The organism is Pontibacter sp. CAU 1760, from assembly GCF_054482735.1.
In genome coordinates this window covers 103,993-122,381 of the sequence record NZ_JBTLRL010000014.1, presented here as the reverse complement: position 1 = coordinate 122,381, position 18,389 = coordinate 103,993, and the positions used below count along the sequence as shown (strand labels likewise).

At 51.2% G+C, this 18,389-nt stretch carries 17 protein-coding genes; 7 read left to right on the top strand and 10 right to left on the bottom strand.

The annotated features are described in order from the left end of the window. Positions 1-127: 127 nt before the first annotated feature. From rseP to ACXYMU_RS17540, 4 genes are all read right to left on the bottom strand, one after another. Entirely contained in the window at positions 128-1,441 is a 1,314-nt protein-coding gene (gene rseP, locus ACXYMU_RS17555) for an RIP metalloprotease RseP (RefSeq protein WP_458987727.1), read from the bottom strand. A gap of 53 nt (positions 1,442-1,494) precedes the next feature. Next, the gene (locus ACXYMU_RS17550; protein WP_458987726.1) at positions 1,495-2,667 is read right to left on the bottom strand and encodes a 1-deoxy-D-xylulose-5-phosphate reductoisomerase; all 1,173 of its coding nucleotides are present in this window, start codon (positions 2,665-2,667) and stop codon (positions 1,495-1,497) included. A gap of 6 nt (positions 2,668-2,673) precedes the next feature. Next, complete coding sequence (locus ACXYMU_RS17545) at positions 2,674-3,060, bottom strand: four helix bundle protein (RefSeq protein WP_458987725.1); 387 nt, start codon at positions 3,058-3,060, stop codon at positions 2,674-2,676. 61 nt (positions 3,061-3,121) lie between these two features. Continuing rightward, positions 3,122-4,621, bottom strand: a complete 1,500-nt coding sequence (locus tag ACXYMU_RS17540; protein WP_458987724.1) for a GH3 auxin-responsive promoter family protein — start codon at positions 4,619-4,621, stop codon at positions 3,122-3,124. A gap of 170 nt (positions 4,622-4,791) precedes the next feature. On the opposite strand from ACXYMU_RS17540, the gene ACXYMU_RS17535 reads away from it, so the two are divergent. Both ACXYMU_RS17535 and ACXYMU_RS17530 read left to right on the top strand, forming a co-directional pair. Next, entirely contained in the window at positions 4,792-5,226 is a 435-nt protein-coding gene (locus ACXYMU_RS17535; protein WP_458987723.1) for an OsmC family peroxiredoxin, read from the top strand. Between the two features lie 61 nt (positions 5,227-5,287). Then, positions 5,288-5,797, top strand: coding sequence for a hypothetical protein (locus ACXYMU_RS17530; RefSeq protein ID WP_458987722.1), 510 nt, complete (start codon positions 5,288-5,290; stop codon positions 5,795-5,797). An 82-nt stretch (positions 5,798-5,879) separates the two neighbouring features. Here ACXYMU_RS17530 and dnaA read toward each other — a convergent pair whose 3' ends face one another. The 3 genes from dnaA to ACXYMU_RS17515 form a co-directional block, all read right to left on the bottom strand. Further along, positions 5,880-7,304: a chromosomal replication initiator protein DnaA gene (gene dnaA, locus ACXYMU_RS17525; RefSeq protein ID WP_458987721.1), complete on the bottom strand. Its 1,425-nt coding sequence runs from the start codon at positions 7,302-7,304 to the stop codon at positions 5,880-5,882. A 105-nt stretch (positions 7,305-7,409) separates the two neighbouring features. After that, a complete protein-coding gene (locus tag ACXYMU_RS17520; protein WP_458987729.1) occupies positions 7,410-8,342 on the bottom strand; it encodes a bifunctional metallophosphatase/5'-nucleotidase in 933 nt (310 codons plus the stop codon). Between the two features lie 15 nt (positions 8,343-8,357). Beyond that, entirely contained in the window at positions 8,358-9,113 is a 756-nt protein-coding gene (locus tag ACXYMU_RS17515) for a 5'-nucleotidase C-terminal domain-containing protein (protein ID WP_458987720.1), read from the bottom strand. A gap of 456 nt (positions 9,114-9,569) precedes the next feature. Between ACXYMU_RS17515 and ACXYMU_RS17510 the strand changes: the two genes are divergently transcribed. Next, on the top strand, positions 9,570-10,355 hold the full coding sequence (locus ACXYMU_RS17510) for a hypothetical protein (RefSeq protein WP_458987719.1): 786 nt from the start codon (positions 9,570-9,572) through the stop codon (positions 10,353-10,355). A 61-nt stretch (positions 10,356-10,416) separates the two neighbouring features. Here the strand turns inward: ACXYMU_RS17510 and ACXYMU_RS17505 are convergent, their stop codons facing one another. Further along, positions 10,417-11,748, bottom strand: coding sequence for an amidohydrolase (locus tag ACXYMU_RS17505; protein WP_458987718.1), 1,332 nt, complete (start codon positions 11,746-11,748; stop codon positions 10,417-10,419). A 127-nt stretch (positions 11,749-11,875) separates the two neighbouring features. Between ACXYMU_RS17505 and ACXYMU_RS17500 the strand changes: the two genes are divergently transcribed. The 4 genes from ACXYMU_RS17500 to scpA all read left to right on the top strand — a co-directional run bounded on the left by ACXYMU_RS17500 (position 11,876) and on the right by scpA (position 16,885). After that, the gene (locus tag ACXYMU_RS17500; protein WP_458987717.1) at positions 11,876-12,256 is read left to right on the top strand and encodes a YkvA family protein; all 381 of its coding nucleotides are present in this window, start codon (positions 11,876-11,878) and stop codon (positions 12,254-12,256) included. A gap of 88 nt (positions 12,257-12,344) precedes the next feature. Then, on the top strand, positions 12,345-14,183 hold the full coding sequence (locus tag ACXYMU_RS17495; protein ID WP_458987716.1) for a methylmalonyl-CoA mutase family protein: 1,839 nt from the start codon (positions 12,345-12,347) through the stop codon (positions 14,181-14,183). Positions 14,184-14,247: 64 nt separating this feature from the next. Next, the gene (locus ACXYMU_RS17490; RefSeq protein ID WP_458987715.1) at positions 14,248-14,652 is read left to right on the top strand and encodes a YybH family protein; all 405 of its coding nucleotides are present in this window, start codon (positions 14,248-14,250) and stop codon (positions 14,650-14,652) included. 88 nt (positions 14,653-14,740) lie between these two features. Beyond that, the gene (gene scpA / locus ACXYMU_RS17485; protein WP_458987714.1) at positions 14,741-16,885 is read left to right on the top strand and encodes a methylmalonyl-CoA mutase; all 2,145 of its coding nucleotides are present in this window, start codon (positions 14,741-14,743) and stop codon (positions 16,883-16,885) included. Positions 16,886-17,081: 196 nt separating this feature from the next. On the opposite strand, the gene ACXYMU_RS17480 is transcribed toward scpA, so the two are convergent. Both ACXYMU_RS17480 and ACXYMU_RS17475 read right to left on the bottom strand, forming a co-directional pair. Then, positions 17,082-17,483, bottom strand: coding sequence for a helix-turn-helix domain-containing protein (locus ACXYMU_RS17480; protein WP_458987713.1), 402 nt, complete (start codon positions 17,481-17,483; stop codon positions 17,082-17,084). A gap of 236 nt (positions 17,484-17,719) precedes the next feature. Further along, positions 17,720-18,262 (bottom strand): REP-associated tyrosine transposase, encoded by a 543-nt coding sequence (locus ACXYMU_RS17475; protein WP_458987712.1) that lies wholly within the window; start codon positions 18,260-18,262, stop codon positions 17,720-17,722. Positions 18,263-18,389: the final 127 nt, after the last annotated feature.

Here is an 18,389-nt window from a genome sequence, read left to right as displayed (position 1 = left end):
ACCGGCAAAGTAAGCTAAAGGCAAAACAGTGGAAAAAGAAAACCTCCAATACAAATGCACTGGAGGTCTCAAATTAAAAAGTAATTTCGTCTAAAATCCGTCAACTTATTTCAGGACAAGACACTGATTAGAAAATCAGCTTGAACACATCGTTGAAGATGGCGAAGGCCATCAGTCCGAACAACAGCACCATCCCTACCTTCTGGGCATTCTCCAGGAAGTTATCAGAAGGTTTACGGCCGCTGATCATTTCGTAAGTCAGGAACACAACATGGCCACCATCCAATGCCGGAATCGGCAGGAAGTTCATAAAAGCCAGTACCATCGACAGCATACCGGTGATAGTCCAGAACTTATACCAGTTAAAGGTATCCCCGAAAATCTGGGCAATGCCGATCGGGCCGCTCACGGACTTGGAAGCGGAAACCTCACCGCGGAAAATCTTGCCGAAGCCCTTGATGTTAGCCGTGATAATGCCAAACGCCTGCTCTGTACCAATCGGAATAGACTCCACCAAAGAATAATCGCGGGTGGCCATTTGCAGCAATGGCTGTGAGTGGAAACCAATGGTGCCGTCCTCGGTGACGTCTACTTTAAGCTTGATGAGTTTGTCGTTGCGGTTTACGATCAGTGTGGCGGCTTTGCCCTTGTTCTGCTGCATGGCCTGCTGAAACTCATGGAAGTACGCGATGTCCTGTCCGTTTACCTTTGTGATGTTGTCGCCTGCCATTAAACCAGCCTTGGCGGCAGGGGTGCTCGGCACTACCTCGCCAACCTTAAATGGCACGCGGGGCTCCACAAAAAATGCATTGCTTTTATCATCTGCCAGTTTGTCCATCAGGTCCACGGGCACCTGTATGTCTACCAGCTCGCCGTTGCGCTCTACAGTGTAATACGCGTTTTGGCCTAGCAGTGCATCCATCGAACGGATATCCTCGAAGCGCTCTAGTTTTTTGCCATTCACGGCCACCACTTTGTCGCCTGTCTGGAAGCCTATTTCCTGGCCGATCTCGTTGGCCACGATGCCGTGCTTCACCTCGCTTGCCGGAATGTACTGCTCACCGTAATTGTAGGTCAGGATGATGAAGATCACGATACCGGTGACAACGTTGACGATAATGCCGCCCATCATCACGATCAGGCGCTGCCAGGCAGGCTTGGCCCGGAACTCCCAGGGCTTCGGCTCCTCTTTCAACGCTTCGGTGTCCATCGACTCGTCCACCATACCGGATATCTTCACGAAGCCACCCAGTGGTATGAGGCCCAGCATATACTCCGTCTCGCCGAATTTCTTGCCGAACAGCTTCGGCGGGAAGCCGATGGCGTATTTCTCAACCCGCATGCCAAACCACTTGGCTGCCAGCATGTGTCCCAGCTCGTGTAATCCTACCAGTATTGTCAGGCCCAGTATGAGCTGGCCCACCATTACAATTATGTCCATCTAAAAAGAATAAATTAAAATTAAGTTTGCCTGTCGGCCTTGCAGCAACAGACTTATGCCTTTCTTGTTTTGCGGCCTTGGCTGATAAGCTCCGTTGCGCTTACCCGTGTGTCCTTATCCGTGTCAACATAATCGTTGTAAGAAGGATTCGCAATATACGGAACTTTTGCCATACAGCTTTCGATGATGTCAGACATCTGCAGGAAGCCAACCTCGTCGCGCAAAAAGGCGCTGACGGCCACCTCGTTAGCCGCGTTCAGGATGCAAGGCATGTTGCCGCCTTTTCCCATGGCATCAAAAGCCAGCTGCAGGTTACGGAACGTCTTTAGGTCCGGCTGCTCAAAAGTCAGCTGCGGGTAATCCATAAAATTGAATCGCGGAAAGTCAGATTTCAGACGCTGCGGGTAGCCCATCGCGTACTGTATCGGCAGCTTCATGTCAGGCAACCCTAGCTGGGCTTTGATGGAGCCATCCTCGAACTGTACCAGCGAGTGAACGATGGACTGTGGATGCACCACCACCTCAATCTGCTCGTCGCGCAGCCCAAACAGCCACTTTGCCTCAATCACCTCCAGGCCCTTGTTCATCAGCGACGCCGAGTCGATCGTGATTTTGGAGCCCATTTCCCAGTTCGGGTGCTTCAGGGCCTGCGCCTTGGTGACCTGTGCCAGTTCGCCTACGGTTTTACCTCTAAAAGGCCCGCCAGAGGCTGTCAGGATAATCTTCTCGATCGGGTTATGGAACTCGCCGGTCAGGCACTGGAAAATCGCGCTGTGCTCCGAATCGACCGGATAGATATTCACGCCATACTCCTTCGCCAGCCCTGTGATCATTTGCCCGGCCACCACCAGCGTTTCCTTGTTGGCTAAGGCAATTTGCTTACCCGCTTTGATGGCTTGAATAGTAGGTTGCAAACCGGCATAGCCCACCATGGCAGTCAGCACCATGTCCACGGTGCCCATCTCTACTACTGAGCAAAGGGCATTGGCCCCGGCATATACCTTGATGTCCTCGTGCTGCAGGGCATCCTGCACCTGGGTATACAGGTCGTCGCGGGCAATTACCACCACGTTGGGCTTGAATGCCAGCGCCTGCTCTATCAGCAGGTCTGCGTTGCTGTGGGCCGTGATCACCTCCAGCTCAAACTGCTCCGGATTGGCTTTGATCACTTCCAGTGCCTGTGTCCCGATAGATCCCGTAGAGCCTAATATGGCGATTCTCTTCATAATGAGTTACGAATTACGAGTTCCTGGTTCCGAGTTGGTTTTACTCTTTCCCTGGCTCGTTAATATGATACTATTTAATATTTTAATCAAACCTTGGCAGTCAGCGTGTATGCTCTCGAACTGCTTTGCTTCCAGGTAGCCGGTGTCGTGTAAAAGTTGAAGCCAGTAAGCAGTTTCCCGTGCCTCCTTCCGGGCGATGCTCAGCTTATGTATAAAATCGGATGTTGACTGCCCTCCTGTCGCTTCCTGCACATTGGCACCGATAGATGTCCCGCTCCGCAACACTTGCTTCGACAGTATAAACTCTTTTTTATCGGCAGATAAATGCTGATACATTCTAACGATTCTCACCGCAAAGGCATATGATTTATCAGCAATGACACTTTTACCCATTAACCTGTCTTTATTATACCTTTTTTACTCGGAACTCGGAATCAGGAACTCATAACTCACGTCAGGAACTCGTAATTGCTAAAAGTCCGTTAGCCAGCTGGCGGTCATTGCTTAGCCTTGGCACTTTGTTCTGGCCGCCCAGTTTGCCCTGCGACTTCATGTACTGCCGGAAGGCACCTGCCTGAAGCGGTGTGATACGCAGTTGTTGCAAGATATTGCCTTTGATTAGGTCGTAGTAATAGCTATTGAGTTGCTGCAATTGGGCGTCCAGTTCGTGCGCGAAGTTTTGCATGTCGTGCGGGAGCCGGGTAAACTCGATCAGCCACTCATGGTAGGATTGGCCCTGGCTCTGGCTCACGTAAGGGGCCACCGTAAACTCCGTTAACTCCACGGTCGGGAACTTTGCCATGGTCAGCTTCATCGCCTTCTCTACCTCCTCGCCTATCACGTGCTCGCCAAAAGCGGAGATGAAGTGCTTGATGCGGCCACTCACAATCAGCTTATAAGGCTTGGTGGACGTGAACTTCACAGTGTCGCCAATGGAATAGCCCCAAAGTCCGGCATTGCTGCTGATCACGAGGGCATAGTTCACGCCAATCTCAACCTCGCCGATGGTCAGGCGGGTAGGGTTCTCATTGAAGAACTCATCTACGGGTATGAACTCATAGAAAATGCCCGCATCCAGCAAGAGCAGCAGGCCACTGTCGCCCTGCTTGTCCTGGTAAGCGAAAAAGCCCTCAGAGGCCGGGAAGAGCTCAATAGAGTCTACCTGCTTGCCAATTGACTCAAACAGCTTCTTACGGTATGGCTCGAAGTTCACGCCGCCGTACACAAACAGCTGGAAGTTCGGGAATATGTCTTTGATTTTCTTGCCGGTTTGCTGCTGCAACTTGTCGAAGTACATCTGCACCCAGGGTGGTATGCCCGAGATCAGGGTCATGTTCTGGTCGATGGTCTCCTCGATGATCTGGTCGAGCTTGGTTTCCCAGTCCTCGATGCAGTTGGTCTCGTAGCTCGGCAACTGGTTGATGCGCAGGTAACCCGGCACATGGTGGTTGGCGATACCTGATAAGCGGCCGGTATTTATACCCCCTACTTTCTCCAGGGTTGGGCTGCCAGATAAGAATATCATTTTCCCGTTCAGGAAAGCTGAGCGTCCTGTGCTATGCACATAGGCCAATAAGGCATTCCGGGCACCGTTAATATGGTTTGGTATAGAGTCGCGGGTAATGGGAATATATTTGGTGCCAGAAGTAGTACCGGAGGTTTTGGCGAGGTAAATCGGTTTTCCGGGCCACAGGATATCCTGCTTCCCTTCCTTCACCTGGTTAAAGTAGCCAGACAGCCCTTCATAATCTCGTACCGGCACTGCTTTTACAAAGTCAGCGTGTGTGGAGATGGCTGCAAAGCGATGATCGCGTCCGAACTGGGTATTGGATGCTTTACTGATCAGTTTCTGAAAGATGGCCTGCTGTGCCTCCACTGGATTTTGGATCCAGTATTGATGTTTATTATGTACGTAAGCAGCCATTGGCCTGCTCAACAATGATTTTACACCCATTTTTCCCAATTTAGTGTGAGGTAAAGATACTTAGTTAAAGCCGCATTGCCATAACCCAACCGGAAACATCGGAGTATTTACTTAGGTCTCAACACGAAGAAAAGCCTTCAGACTTTAGGTTCTTTTCTCAGTTTCGAGTACTTTCAAAAACCTTATAACATCAATAAAACATGAAAAAACACAGAGCAGAAGCCAGATGGAACAAAGGCCTTAAAAACGGCGAGGGCGAGGTAAAATCAGGCAACGGGGCAATTCAAGCCAAATACACATTCGCATCGCGCTTCGGTGACAGCACCAGCGGAACCTCACCGGAGGAACTGATCGGTGCCGCGCATTCCGGTTGCTTCTCGATGTTCCTGAGTGCCCTGATAGAAGGCGAAAAGCTGTCCCCCGAATTTGTGCATACCAAAGCAACCGTATACCTCGGCGAGAAAGACGGTGGACCGCTGATCGAGAAGATTGAACTGGTAACAGAGGCCAAAGTTGCGGACCTGGATAACGAGAAATTCCAGGAGTTGGTGAAAAAAGCTAAAGAGGGTTGCCCGGTTTCGAAGGCCTTGGGCGCGGTGCCCGAGATCACAGTAGACGCTACACTTCAGGAATAAAAGTATTATATTGCGGATGGTCTATACACAGGCCGCTCATGTTTCACCTAACCCCTTTCGTATGGCAGCATCTGGCAGTAGTAATGCTCGGTCTTCCCTTATTGTGCAGCTAAGTCCCACGCGCAGCGCAAAACTTTCGTTCACGGTGCAGATAGTACTGGCACTCTTCTGGATTGCATGGGCCAGTATGTTGCTTCTGTCGCAGAAGGCTTCCCAGCAAGGCTACTTCTATTATGCGTTTTTCGGCCTAGCCCTGGTGTTCCTGGGTTATGTGGTGCTGCAAAACACGTCTGTTTTCGGGGTGCAGTCTTACATTGAGGTAACGCAGCAGTATATTGTGCAGAAGTTCGGGGTATTCCGGACCAAGCACATCATTGCTATCCCAGACATCAAAGAGGTGCATATTTCGCCATTGGCTCTGCGGGTTACGCTTCAAAATGAATCGAAGATATACCTGGACCTGAAACAGGTGCGCAAGAAAAAGGACTTGGAGAAGATCAAGAACAAGATTCGTGACATGGCCTCAGAGCGTCCGTTTGTGGTCTCAGAAGGCATGAGCCATACGGCTTAGATCCAAGATACCTAAAAAAGAGAGGGGCTGCACAGCATTGTGCAGCCCCTCTCTTTTTTAGGTATCGCTATGCAATCCAGGCTTAGCCAGCCTTGGACTTGAATTTTTTCTGTAGTTCCTGTATGCTTACCTTGAATTTCTTGTCGGTGTCGATCAGGTCGGAAACGGTCTGAACGGAGTGGATAACGGTGCTGTGGTCGCGGCCACCGAAATGGTAACCGATGGACTTGAGGGAATGACTGGTAAACTCCTTGGCGAAGTACATGGCCACCTGTCGCGCCGTCACGATCTCTTTCTTGCGGGTTTTGGCTTTCAATGAGTCCAGGCTAACCTGGAAGTACTCGGCCACTGTTTTCTGGATGAAGTCTAGGTTTACCTCCGTTTCTACATCCTCGATGATATGCTTCAGGGCCTGCTTGGCAAGCTCCAGGTCAATCTCTTTTCTGTTAAGCGATGACTGCGCGATCAGAGAGATCAGCACACCCTCCAGTTCACGCACGTTGGTATCTACGCTGTAGGCCAGGTACTCCACCACGTTATCCGGAATGTCGATGCCATCGCTCTGCATCTTTTTCTGGATGATGGCCATACGTGTCTCAAAGTCCGGGCTCTGCAGGTCTGCCGTCAGGCCCCACTTAAAGCGCGACAGCAGTCGCTCCTCCAAGCCCTTCAAATCACGCGGCGGGCAGTCAGACGTCATTACGATTTGCTTACCAGACTGGTGCAGGTGGTTGAAAATGTGGAAGAACATTTCCTGGGTCTTGTCCTTTCCGCTCAAAAACTGCACGTCGTCGATGATCAGGATGTCCACCAGCAAGTAAAAATTGGCAAAGTCCTGCACGTTGTTGGTCCGCACAGACTCGATGAACTGGTTCACGAACTTCTCGGATGAGACGTACAGCACAAACTTGTTCGGGTCGCTATTCTTGATGTGATTACCGATGGCCTGCACCAGGTGCGTTTTGCCAAGCCCCACACCGCCGTATACCATCAGCGGGTTGAAAGAGGTGGTACCCGGTTTGTTGGCCACGGCAAAACCTGCCGAGCGCGCCAAACGGTTACAGTCCCCCTCAATGTAATTCTCAAAATTATAGGCGCCGTTCAGCTGCGAGTTCAGGAAGTTGCGGTCGATGGTTTTCGACTCGAACGGACTCTTGATGAAGTTCTGTTCCGGCCTGTAGGAATTGACCACTGCCTGCGGAATTTTCTTGGTAGGGATGTTAACCGTTTGCGGTTTGTTCACCTCATTTCCCCGATCCACGATAATGGAATATTCCAAACGCCCCTCGCTACCGAGTTCTTGGTAAATTACCTTCTTCAAGAGCTGCACATAGTGCTCCTCAAGCCACTCGTAAAAGAACTGGCTCGGCACTTGTATAGTAAGCACACTGTCACGCAGCGATACAGGCTTAATCGGCTCGAACCAAGTCTTAAAGCTTTGTTCGCCAATATTTTCCTTTATCACCTGCAGGCAGTTACTCCATACAGTAGAACAGTCTTTGATCATCCAGTTTTCCAAAACTCACAAGATTCGTTTGGTGTAACAAACCTCTCCTTTAGCGGCAGGGGGTTACAAATTTGATTAAATATCCGTAAACAAAAAATTATTTTTTTACGAAGTTGTTACAGGTGTGTTAACCGGCAAAACGGCGGTTAACACACCTGTTTTCTGCTTTGATTTCCGGTTAAAAGAGAAATCGATCCGGCCCAGGAACAAACCCGACCAACCTACCTGGTTTACCAGTGTCTCGTGGCCGCTCTCATGCCGCACAACATCAGGCACATCCAGGAAAGTATGGGTATGGCCGCCCAGTATCAGGTCGATGCCGGCTACTTGCTTGGCCAGCTTAAGATCGTCAATTTTTTCATCTTTATAGCTATACCCCAGGTGTGAAAGGCAGACCACCAGGTTACATTTTTGTTTCCCGCGCAGTTCCTGCACCATTTCGCGCGCCATCGCCACAGGGTCTGCGTACAGGGTATCGCCAAAGTTGTTTTTACCTACCAGGCCCTCCAGCTCAATACCCAAGCCGAACACGCCAATGCGCAGGCCCTGCTTCTCAAATATTTTGTAAGGCTGAAAGCGGTCTTTCAGGATGGTGTTGGAGAAGTCGTAGTTGGCGGTCAGGAAAGGAAAGCTGGCGTGGGGTAACTGCCGCTCCAGCCCTTTCAGGCCGTTGTCAAAGTCGTGGTTGCCCAGTGTGGCCGCGTCATACTTCATGTCGCTCATCAGCTTAAACTCCATCTCCCCTTCAAAGAAGTTGAAATAGGGCGTGCCCTGCCAAATGTCGCCGGCATCCAGCAGCAGCACGTTAGGCTCCTGCTTCCGGATCTGCGCTACCAACGTTGCACGACGGGCCATCCCCCCCATGCCGCCATACTTGCGCCCGTCATCCGGAAAAGGGTCGATGCGCGAGTGCTGGTCGTTGGTGTGCAGGATGGTGAGGTTAATTTGCTGTGCCGCCTCTGCCGCAAAGGGCATGCCCAGCAGCGAAATGCCCGCTGTGCCGAGGGCCGCGTTCTTCAGGAAGTCTCTTCTATTGATCATGGTTGTACAGGCTTAAGGGAGCACGGTTACTCTGCGGGTGGTATCAGCACCAATGGGCTGGCCTTTGGCAGTAAGTTGCTCAATGTGCTGCATAATAGCGTCGCGCATCATGATGCCCACCTTCTCTGTCTTCAGCGCTTTCTTGAACAGGCTCATGTTATCACCTCCGCCTGCCAGGTAATCCGAAGTTACGATGGTATATGTTTGGTTTAGGTCAAAAGGCTTCCCGCCGATTTTGATGTTGGTGGCTTTGCCGTCTTTTACATTGAAAGTGGCATTAGCGATGGGAGCATATTTTGCAGCAGCCGCAAAGTCAAACAGTTCCTGCACTGTTTGGCCATCCAGCGTGAGCACCACCAACTCATTCTCGAAAGGCATCAGCTCAAAGATGGTCCCTACTTTCACGGCACCCACCGGGATGGGTATGCGCAAGCCGCCGTTGGTAGTAGTTGCCATATCAATCGGCCCGCCATAGAGCGCCCGCGATTGCTCCAGCATCAGGTCTACTACAAAGTTGCCGAGCGGCGACTGATATTCTGCCTTGCCAAGTGCTACCGGAGCGTTACCGATAATCTGCTCCATCTTGTCATTTACCTGCTTGCGGTATGGGGCAATGTAAGCCTCCGTTTGCGGATCTGCCGGCAGGCTCTTTGCCACCGGAACATCGGTTTCGGCCAAGTCGGCGGATGCCACCCAGGGGCGCTGGCAGGAAGAAAAGCTCAAAGCCAGCAGCAAAACGCCTGCGGCTCTGGTAAAAAAGTGAGTCATGAGTTGATTGTGTATCAGAATCAGGCAACAAATTTACCAGCCCCTTTAACACGAACCAAGTGGCATAGGTTCTGCCGGTTCGTACAGGTATAGCTGATAAAGGATTTAAATATAACTATTTTAACAAATTTACATCACTTTATTACATACATATTTATTTACCTCACAAACCATGTTTTGGGTAACATATTAATTTATAACACATTGCAGGTAGAATAGCCTGGCCGGAATTGCATCAGATTTTTTATTTTAAACAAATCTGTGTAACAGGTCCGCTTACAGTACACAGCAGTTCACGAGTTCACCCACACCCTTGCTGCAGTTACACAGCGTCTTATCCCAGGCAAGGCATTTGCCCAAAGTGCGTCCTATCCAGGTTGGATTTAACCTTCCAAAATCGTAGTTTAAAGATATTCCGGCAATGCCCACCTCTCTACCCTATAAACCAATCTGCCCATGAAGACAGTACTACCGCTCACTTTTATCCTCTCCCTCCTGCTGACAGATAACCTGTATGCGCAATCAATGTACTCCGGCAAAACTGCGCGGGCCATGCCCAATTTTATCGGGGAGTTGAGCACTAATGTGGGCACAGGCTTTGGCCAGCACCGCGCCATACAAAACGAGGACATCGACACTCATGAGCCTAAGGTGCTGGGCTCGAACTACCTCACGGACAACTGGTGCAAGGGCAAGCTTTATTTTTCGCAGAACCGGGTGCTGCAAACCGAGCAGTTTAAGTATGATATCGAGCACAACCAGTTCTTGCTAAACCCGACAGGCGCCCCAAACCCTACACCGGATGAACTCCGTGTCTTTTACAACCACCTCGTGGATGCGTTTGAACTGGCAGACCCGGCAATAGGCAATCGCTACTTTTTTAATGCAGCAAACGCAGGACTGACGCTGGCAGGCGCTCCTGCGAAAGGCTTTCTGGAAGTGCTGGTGAACGATGAGAACCTCAGCCTTTACCGTAAGGTAGACACCGAATTGCTGCGGGCCAACTACAATGTGGCGCTAAACGCTGGCGAAAAGTCAGACAGGGTCTTAAAAAAGGTAACCTACTTTATTAAGTATGCTGACAGCATGGAAGTACATCAGGTAGGCAACTCCAAAAGGCAGAACAAGGCCCTTTTTAAGCTACACCAGGCAGAAATGCAGCAGTACCTGAAAACCAACAAAGTTAATTTTAGCGATGAAGCTCACCTGACCCGAATGGTGACTTATTATAACGCTCTGTAAGGGTTGTTAAAAGCACCAAAGCCCCGGATACCCGGGGCTTTGGTGTGTAGGGGGCTTAAATTTAATTGGCCGGTTTTTCCATGTAATTCAGCGTGAGGCCGGTTAGGGTTTTTACGCCGAGCTTCAGGCCGCTCTCATCAATGTAAAAGTCGGGGGTATGGTGTGGGGCCACTTCCGATGGCTTCTTTCCTTTGGCCATACCTCCCACGAACAGAAAAAATCCAGGGATCTTCTCCTGGTAAAAGGCAAAGTCCTCGGCTCCGGTCACAGCCTTGGTCAGCACCACATTCTCGCGGCCTGCCACTTGCTGCAGGGTTGGCAGCATCTTGGCCGTCAGGGCCGGGTCGTTGAAAGTAACGGGTGTTTGCGGGATGATCGTGACCTCGGCAGTTGCACCGGCACTCTCGGCAATTTTGGTGGCAGTCAGTTTAATCTTCTCGTGTATCTTCTGCTGCATTTCTGTGTTCAGGGCGCGTATGGTTCCCTCCAACAGCACTTCCTCCGGTATGATGTTGTTGCGCACGCCCCCATGCACCATTCCTACCGTTACCACCGCCGCATCTTCGGTCAGTTCTGTCTGGCGGCTGATGATGGTTTGCAGCCCGTTGATGATCTGGGCAGACGTAACAATCGGGTCCACGCCATTCCACGGGTAGGCTCCGTGTACCTGCTTCCCTTTTACCTTGATCTTAAAGACGTCGGCGCTGGCCATGGTGCCACCCGGCCGGTACTTCAGGGTTCCGACCTCGGTTTGTGAGTTGATGTGCACGCCAAAAATTACGTCGGGCTTCGGGCCTTTGCTCAGTACACCTTCTTTCACCATCAGTTTGGCACCGCCTTCCTCCCCTTCCGGCACGCCCTCCTCTGCTGGCTGGAAGATAAACTTCACGGTGCCCTTCAACTCGTTTTGCATCCCGGACAGTATTTCAGCTGTGCCCAGCAGCATGGCGATATGGGTGTCGTGGCCGCAGGCATGCATCACGCCTACCTCCTGCCCATTATACATGCCTTTGGCTTTGGAGGCGAAAGGCAAATCCACGCGCTCAGTTACCGGCAGGCCGTCAATGTCGGCGCGCAACGCTACCACCGGGCCGGGCTTGCCCCCCTTCAGGATACCGACCACGCCTGTTTTAGCGACACCGGTTTCCACCTCAATACCAAACTTTTTCAGCTGGGCAGCAATTTTAGCAGCCGTCTCCGTTTCGTGGTTCCCTAATTCCGGGTGTTCATGGAAATCGCGGCGCCAGGCAATCACCTGCGGCTCCACTTTGTCGGCCATACCCATGGCCTTGCGCAGTAGCTTGCTGTCCTGGGCCCCGGCAGGGCTCGCCAGCAACCCGAGGCCTAAGGCCAGCAGGCCAGCCTGTTTCTTGAAAGTATATTTCCTGATCATATTGGTTTGTTACACTAAATGTAAAGCGTTGAAGATACTTCTTTTTCTGATGGTGCGAAAATCCTTCGTGGCGCTCCGGTTCAATTTCAGGCCGACCTTCCGGGTACCCTTTCCCGTACATTAAACCATGCTGCGAAAATGGAAGGAAATGGTCCGGAAACTGAAAGAGGATGTATACACGCTATACCTGGCATCCGGGGACCCGCGTATACCCTTTGCCGCCAAGGTAGTGCTGGTGATCACGGTGGCTTACGCCTTCAGCCCCATTGACCTGATCCCTGATTTCATACCCGTGCTGGGTTACCTCGACGACATGCTGCTGCTCCCGCTTGGGATATGGCTGTCCATCAAGCTGATACCGGAGCAGGTGCTGGCGCATTATCGGCAACAGGCCAGGCAAAGCCTAATGGAGCGCAAGGCCAATTACGTGATGGCGGCCGTTATTGTCATTATCTGGCTGCTGATTGGCTACTGGATGTACCAGGCGTATATGAGCAGGCTTACCTGAAAGGGATGTTGGGGAGGCGCAGCGCCCGCTTCAACCTGCAACTAAATGATTAGAAAAACCTATCTTTACAACGCACTTAACTGAAAGCATGATGACGGACGAGCAGCAAAACCAGCAGCGCCTGTTTGCAGCCTTCACCCCTGCCACACAAGCGGACTGGGAGCAGAAAGCACGCAAAGACCTACGCGATATTTCGCTGGAAAGCCTGACCTGGCATACCTACGAAGACATTGCGATTAAGCCCTACTATGCGCAGGAGGACATTGCCCACCTGCCCTTCTCAGACCACAAGCCCGGCGACTTCCCTTTCCTGAGAGGCAACAAGACCGGTGATAATAACTGGCTTAATGTGAAGCAGGTAGACGCCTCCGGCGATGGCAAAGCCGCCATCGACAAAGCCGCGGACGCCCTGCAGCGCGGGGCTGATGGTATCCATTTTACCGTGCAGCACCCTGAGGCATTTGACGTGCCCTACCTCGCCGGCAAGATTGACCTCGGCCACCGGAGCGTGAGTTATACCCTGCCCCAGCAACCTACAGCCTTCCTGAAGCGCCTGTACCAGGAGATGGAACGCCAGCAGGTATCGCACCGCAACCTGAATGGCTTTTTGAATTATGAGCCCATGACGGCAAAGGGCGTGCTCTCGCAGGAAGAGAACAAGGAGATTGTAGACGTGCTGGAACTGACCAAATTCAGCCCTGATTTTTACGGCATCAGCATCTGCGGACTGAACTTCAGCAGCATCGGTGCCTCCATCACGCAGGAGATTGCCTACATACTCAGTGCCGCAGTAGCCTATATCGACCGCCAGACCAAGGCCGGTCAAACTATTGATGCCGTGCTGCGCAACATGCAGTTCTGTGTGGCATCGGGCACCAATTACTTCTTCGAGATTGCGAAGGTGCGTGCGTTGCGCTTACTATGGGCCGCAGTGGTAGAAGCCTATCAGGCCGATACTGCCCAGGCCGCTAAACTACGCATCCACAGTTCCACCTCCAGCTGGTACCAAACCACCCTGGACCCGTACGTGAACATGCTCCGCAGCACCACCGAGGCCATGGCAGCCATCATTGCCGGCACTGACTCGTTAACGGTGTTGCCATTCGACAGTACATTTAAGGCTTCGGACGAATTTTCGGAGCGCATTGCCCGCAACGTGTCTATCATCCTGAAAGAAGAAGCATACCTTGACAAAGCCATAGACCCTGCTTCCGGATCCTATTACCTGGAGTCTCTGACAAACGAATTGGCTCACAAAGCCTGGATGCTGTTTAAAGAAGTAGAGGAGAAAGGCGGTTTTGAGGCCGCTTACGACAGCGGGTTTATACTAACGTCCATCACGGAAGTGAGCCGCAAAAAATTCCGCAACATTGCCACCGGCCGGGATGTGCTGGTAGGCACCAACAAATACCCGAACCCGAAGGAGAACATCAGCTTCGACCCTGAGGCACTGATCCAGAGCGCAGACTTTGACACCACCCGGGCCGCATACCCTACCGAGGTAATGCGCATGGCCACGGAACTGCACGTGCGCAAGCGCAACCGCCGCCCGAAAGCAGTGGTGGCAGTGATTGGCAAAGGGGAGCAGCGACTGGTAAACGCCACCTTCGCACTAGAGTTTTTCAGCTGTGCCGGTTTCGAAACAGAAAAGCGCCAGTTCGAATCGGTGGAGGCCGCTTCGGAGCAGCTTAGTGGCGCAACTACCGATGTTATGATCGTGGCCGCTTCGGAAAGTGCTTTCGCCCGCGAGTTTGGACCAAGGCTGCGTAACCACCATGCTAAGCCAACGATAATCCTGGCTGAGGACCCAGAGCACATGAAGGAAGAGATGCTGGCCAACGGCTACGAAGAATTCATCTTCGACGGCTGCGATACTTCCTCGATCCTGAAAGTAGTGCAGAAACGGTTAGCAAACGATAAGGACTAAGTTATGCGCACTCAAGAGCCACCCGCAAAACGTATGGTGCCCCTGATCACTCAAAAGCCACTAAATGACAACAGCAACCGAACCACAAGACTTACTAACAGTTGATGCCACCCCAGAAGTGATCAAAGCGTTGGAAGGCCAGATTGCTGCCTGGAATCAAGGCGACCTGGAAACTGCCATGACTTACTACTGGAATTCCCCGGAGATGCTTTGGGTAAGTAAGAACGGAATAGAGAAAGGCTACCAAGAGGTGCTGGAGTTGTTTCGGCAAGACTTTTCGGACAGCAGCAACATGGGGGTATATACCTATGAGCCATTACATATTGAGCAAGTGGCACCAGAGGCCGTATACTTCGTTTTCCGGTGGAAGATTGAGTTGAACGGCAAGCAGCTGATGGGCGGAGTGTCATCGCAGGTGTGGAAGCTGAAAGATAGCCGCTGGGTAGTCACCTCGGAGCACGCGAGCTAAGCAAATAACTGAATTTTGAATAATCGAATAACTGAGTCAGCTATTTATTATTCAGACAATCAATCATTCAGTCATTCAAAATTACAACATGAAACCTGACTTTTCTAACATAGATATTAACCAGGTAGCCTCGGCGAACAAAGGGCCCAAGGACCCGCTGGAGCCGAAAGCCTGGAAAACCCCTGAGCAGATTGAGGTGAAGACCTTCTATACAGCTGAGGATGCGCAGGCATTTGAGCACCTGGGTTTTGCGGCTGGTTTGTCGCCTTACCTGCGTGGCCCCTATAGCACCATGTATGTGCAAAAGCCCTGGACGATCCGCCAGTATGCTGGCTTCTCCACCGCCGAAGAGTCCAATGCCTTTTACCGCCGCAACCTGGCAGGAGGGCAAAAGGGCCTGTCCGTTGCCTTTGACCTGGCTACGCATCGCGGTTACGACTCTGACCACCCGCGTGTGGAAGGCGACGTAGGCAAAGCCGGTGTGGCGATCGACTCGGTGGAAGACATGAAGATCCTGTTCGACAAGATTCCGTTGGATAAGATGTCGGTGTCGATGACGATGAACGGTGCGGTGTTGCCGATCATGGCCTTTTACATTGTGGCAGCTGAGGAACAGGGCGTGAAGCCGGAGCAGCTGAGCGGCACCATCCAAAACGACATCCTAAAGGAGTTTATGGTACGCAACACATACATCTACCCGCCCGAGCCAAGCATGAAGATCATCGCGGATATCTTTGAGTTTACGTCGAAGAAGATGCCGCGCTTCAACTCCATCTCCATTTCAGGGTACCACATGCAAGAGGCCGGCGCGACGGCGGATATTGAGCTTGCTTATACCCTGGCCGACGGCTTGGAGTATGTGCGCACTGGCCTGAAAGCAGGTATGGACATCGACGATTTCGCTCCGCGGCTCTCTTTTTTCTGGGCTATTGGCATGAACCACTTTATGGAGATTGCCAAGATGCGCGCCGCCCGCATGTTGTGGGCTAAACTGATCAGCCAGTTCAACCCCAAAAACCCGAAATCACTGGCCCTGCGCACGCATTGCCAAACTTCTGGCTGGAGCTTAACAGAACAGGACCCTTTCAATAACGTAACCAGAACCTGCGTGGAAGCCCTGGCTGCTGCCTTGGGTGGCACGCAGAGTTTGCATACCAACGCCCTCGACGAGGCGATTGCCCTGCCAACAGATTTCTCGGCGCGTATTGCCCGCAACACGCAGATTTACCTACAGCAAGAAACTAATATTACCAAGGTGGTAGACCCTTGGGGCGGCTCGCACTATGTGGAGGCGCTAACGCATGAGATTGCGCACAAAGCCTGGGCCCTGATGCAGGAAGTGGAGGAACTGGGGGGTATGGCCAAGGCCATCGAGACCGGGCTGCCAAAAATGCGCATTGAGGAAGCGGCTGCTCGCAAACAGGCGCGCATCGATTCGGGGAAGGATATTATTGTAGGCGTAAACAAATTCAAGCCCGAGCAAGAGCAGGAAATAGACATCCTCGACATTGACAATACCGCTGTGCGTGAATCGCAGTTGCGCAGGCTGGTCTCTGTTAAGTCGTCGCGCGATGAAGGCTCGGTCCTGAATGCCCTGCAGGCACTCACCAACGCAGCAAAGTCCGGCACCGGCAACCTGCTGGAGCTGGCTGTGGAGGCGGCACGCAGAAGAGCTACCCTCGGCGAGATCTCCGATGCCCTGGAGAAAGTATATGGCAGACACAAAGCAGTAATCAGAGCAATATCAGGCGTGTATTCAGCAGAACTAACCGACGACGAAAACTTTGCACGGGCCAAGGCCTTGGCCGATAAGTTTGAAGAAATGGAAGGCCGCCGGCCACGCATTATGGTAGCTAAAATGGGGCAGGACGGCCACGACCGCGGCTCCAAGGTAATCGCCACCTCCTTCGCCGACCTCGGCTTTGACGTAGACATCGGGCCGCTGTTTCAGACGCCAGCCGAAGTAGCCATGCAGGCCGCCGAAAACGATGTGCACGTGGTAGGTGTTTCCTCGCTGGCAGCCGGTCACAAAACGCTGGTACCGCAACTCATCGATGAGCTCCGCAAACTCAACCGCGAGGATATCCTGGTGATTGTTGGTGGTGTGATTCCGGCCCAGGACTACGACTTCCTGTACAAAGCCGGAGCTGTCGGGGTGTTTGGCCCCGGCACCATCATCTCGGTAGCCGCACAGGACATTCTGGAGAAACTGATGCAGCAGGCAGAAGGATAAAAGTAAACCACTTACCATAAAAAAGCCACAGCAGGTATAAAACCTATTGTGGCTTTTGCTTTCCACCTTTTACAAATTCTACTTTCACACTATTCTGGCGCAGAAGTCTCTTCCGCGCCTTACTATAAAAGCGAGTCTGTGACTCGCGCAAGCAAAAGGTAAAGACATCCTGACTATTTCTTCATCAACAGCCCCCTCAAAACTCAATCTGTTGATCCCTGTCCTGGAGTGCTTTCTCTAACAACTCAATTTTGACTTTAGCCACAGCAAGTGCTTGTTGACAGGAGGAGGGCTGGGAATTTTGAATGGAATTACTGGCCTTAAAAGTAATTAGGCTTTTGCTAAAAGAAGAGGAGTTTTCTAGCTTGTTAGTGTTATTTCTCATTTCCCCTATACCAGTCACTAACCAATCTAGCGATACAGAAAGTGCTTCGCTAAATACTATCGCATTAGACCGTTTAAGTTCACTTATACCTTTCTCAATATTTGATATCTGTGATTTGCCAATCCCAACAATTTGCCCTAATTCTTCACCTGTTAATTTAGCTGCCTTCCGAGCTAATCTAAGACGCTCACCTATATTGAGTTCTGTATACATGAAATAATTTAGAGAAAACTACTATATGATTTTATAATGAATTAGGTGAATTACATCTTATAATAAAAGTATTTAGGCATAAAATGATGGTTCTTATATAAATTCTGTTAGTTTGTTATTAAAAATTGCTTAGCAAAACTCCTGCGAGTCACAGACTCGCGTCTATAGGGCGGGCACGGAAGTGACTTCCGCGCCAGGTAGTTTATTTTAGAGTGAGTAAATTTGACTTTTTAGAGTTATTGGATGAATGTGATGTCTAGCCTGCCTTTGCCACCAGCATAGTCTAAAGCGCTGCTGTATTTCCAATGCTCCGGTTCATTGACGTAACCTGCCGTTACAGGATTTCGATGCAGGTAGTTTAATTTTTGCTCCATCAGTTGGTTATTGTGCAGTAGAATCGGATGGTAGCCCTCCTGCCACAGTCTGTACTCTTCATGCTTCGGACTTAGTTCTCCGGCACTTCTCATCAGCCATAGCAGCCATTTTTTCCTGCTTCCCTGCGGGTTTTCCTGAATGGACTTATAAATTTCTTTTGCGGTGAATTTCTTAAAGTCCCTGACAACAGCGGCTAACGCAGGGGCAGAGCAAATAAGGTGTAAGTGGTTGGTCATGATACACCAGGCATAAAGCGTGAGGCCCTTCGACTGCTGGCAGTAAGTTAGGCTGTCACAAAGAATTTCACAATAATCCCGCCGCGTGAATATATCAGCCCATTGAACCACAGACATAGTGATGAAGTATAGTTCGTTTGGCGCATTAGCCTTATACTTGTCGCTCATGCTGTAAGCACGAGTTTATACATGAGTTAGTTACCTGCCTTCTTTCATTTATTTTAAGCTACTATTCTGGCGCGGAAGTCACTTCCGTGTCGCCTTATAAAAGCGAGTCTGTGACTCGCGCAAGCCA